The sequence below is a fragment of the Floridaenema aerugineum BLCC-F46 genome (assembly GCF_041929345.1).
Lineage (GTDB): Bacteria > Cyanobacteriota > Cyanobacteriia > Cyanobacteriales > Aerosakkonemataceae > Floridanema > Floridanema aerugineum.
In genome coordinates this window covers 1-2308 of record NZ_JBHFNQ010000263.1, presented here as the reverse complement: position 1 = coordinate 2308, position 2308 = coordinate 1, and the positions used below count along the sequence as shown (strand labels likewise).

Genomic DNA, 2308 nt, shown 5'->3' with positions numbered 1-2308 from the left:
TTCATCTTAGAACTTTATCTGCAAATTTAAAAACCGCACTCCAAACAGAAGTACGGTTTTTAAAAACTAGCGAGTTAACAAACGAAAAAGCTGTTTAACGCCCCTTGCCGCTGTGTGACTCAAACAAAGAGAACCGTAACCTCGGCGGGCTTCAAATGGTGTAGGTTTTGGCTTGTCGGTCGTTTCTAGCAGCAATGGTAACTGCTCCTCAATCAGAGCAAAAACTTCAGGCGCTAGAACAGCTTTTAGTTTGGCTACAGCTTTTTTTACCGCCGCATTCCTCTGACTTGTCACCCAATCGTTATAATTGTACTTTCCCACGCGAGTGTCGTAGTACTCGCACAACTGTTTAAATTCAGCTGACATTATCTTGGGTCGCCGCTCTTCAGCACTGATTTTGGTTACAACCCACAAGTACAATGCTTTACGCGAAAGCTTGGAGCCAAAAGCTTTTCTCTGGTCTTTATCACCAGAAGCATTTTGTTCCCCACCATAGCCAAGCCGCTGTTTGAATGCCGCCAGTGATTTGGTGTAATTGAAATCTCCGGTGATGCGATTAAATTTGGCGAATTTTTCCACCGGGTAAATTTGCGCCAGAACAATCGCTCTGGTTCTCAGCCCAAAGTTTAACTTGTCAAATGCAGCATTGTACTTTTTGAATTCTGGGTTAGCGAGTAACTCAGACAATTCCGCATCCAGCGTCCCCTCCCATAAATGGATATCACATTGCTGTGATGCCAAGCGCCTGGTAAAGCTAGAAATTTCAATTTCATACTGTGGCGCAACTGAGGAAGAGTACAAATTTTCGTATCTAGTCGTTCTTTCTGCTGGAAGTTCGGCTAACCACGCGGCAAACGGTGAGAATCCTTGCACCCCTGCCTTAATAGAATGAAGAGCAGCTTCCGGGAACTCTACCGCAAGCTGCTGCCTTAATCTATTCACTATAGGGCTTTGGATGCGGGCTAAACTTCCCAATTGCAGATAAATCTGTCGTATCCGACAAAGAGCCTTCACATCTAGAGTAAGGTAATGCTCACTATTTTGGTAAGTCAGCAAGTAATAGTAGATAGCTACCGCGTCCGCAGCGTCGTTTTTGTTAGGAAGTCGATTTGATTTGCGAAAATTCGCTACTTCAATATGACCAACCCAACGAATTGGAATGCCCTCCGTTTCACAAATCTTCACCCACACAGCAGAGTAATTAGTCCCTGTTGGTTCCATGCCGATGTACTGAACTTTGTAAGTTTGAGCTAAATGTCTTAGAATTACTGCACCTTCAGTGTTGGCATATAAACGCAGTGCTTCATACTTACGTTTAACTTCTCCGAATTCGTCAAGTAAATCTTTAACGTCATCCCAGTAAGTCTTTAATTTACCCGGTGTGTTTGTAGCACTATCAACCCAGATGCAAATATTATCTTTGGAAACATCTGCGCCGATGAAAACTTCAGCACCAGGTGTTAAAAATTTCCGCCACAAATTGAGCAGAAAAGCTACTTTGTCCTGCTTCTTTTTTCTTTGATTTTCAAGGTTCATAATTGGGATAATGAAATTATAGACAACCATTTCGACAAGAATCCCCAAACGGTTAGCAATTCATCTTTAATCTTTTTGGTTGTCTTGAGTTTGGTGCTATCAATGAGCCACATTGACAGCAGCAAACTAGCCTTTAAAATGGGAACAAGTAGACAAGAAACTCGGAAGCTTAAAAAAGCCATTTCAGACTAAATCTCTCGTTCCCTTGCGGCGTTGCTAGACCCCGCGACCCCCTTTTCGGGGGTTTCGCCTGTGCTAGGTCACAGGCTCGTCAGGCGGGTTAGAAACGTCTAGTACTCATCATCTTCGTCATCGGCCTCATATTCCTTTGCTACAATGGCAGGAGAAAGTAGATTGTCAAAAGTAGGCATCATATCTGCGCTTTTGATGCCCTGCGCCGATAGAAAATTTTGAATCATGTTCCACCTAGTTGTTGCCTGATTGATTTTCGACTCAAGCTCTCCCAAATGTTTTTCTTTCTGGTAGATACTGCGGTTCAAATCATCAATGCTCTTCCGACGTAATCGGTCGATGTCCGCACGTAGTTCATTAAATTTTTCGCTCATAGATTCATCATCAGCGATTTCCACAGAAACGGAGATGACTTCAAAAACTTCGTAATCTATCTTGTTTTTGAACAAAAATGTTGAGCGCAGTCCCTACCTATAACGAAGTTTAGGTAGGGTTAGCGAAACCAACATAAAAATGCGTAGCAACGATTTATTCTGGATTCTCTTGGTTCTGCACATATTCTATAAGTTTATTTAGTGGT

2 protein-coding genes are annotated in these 2308 nt (G+C 42.6%); both read right to left on the bottom strand.

The features are described from left to right. Positions 1-66 precede the first annotated feature (66 nt). Positions 67-1536 (bottom strand): IS110 family transposase, encoded by a 1470-nt coding sequence (locus tag ACE1CC_RS35850; protein ID WP_413275212.1) that lies wholly within the window; start codon positions 1534-1536, stop codon positions 67-69. Between the two features lie 290 nt (positions 1537-1826). Continuing rightward, the gene (locus ACE1CC_RS35845; protein ID WP_413275211.1) at positions 1827-2177 is read right to left on the bottom strand and encodes a hypothetical protein; all 351 of its coding nucleotides are present in this window, start codon (positions 2175-2177) and stop codon (positions 1827-1829) included. Positions 2178-2308: the final 131 nt, after the last annotated feature.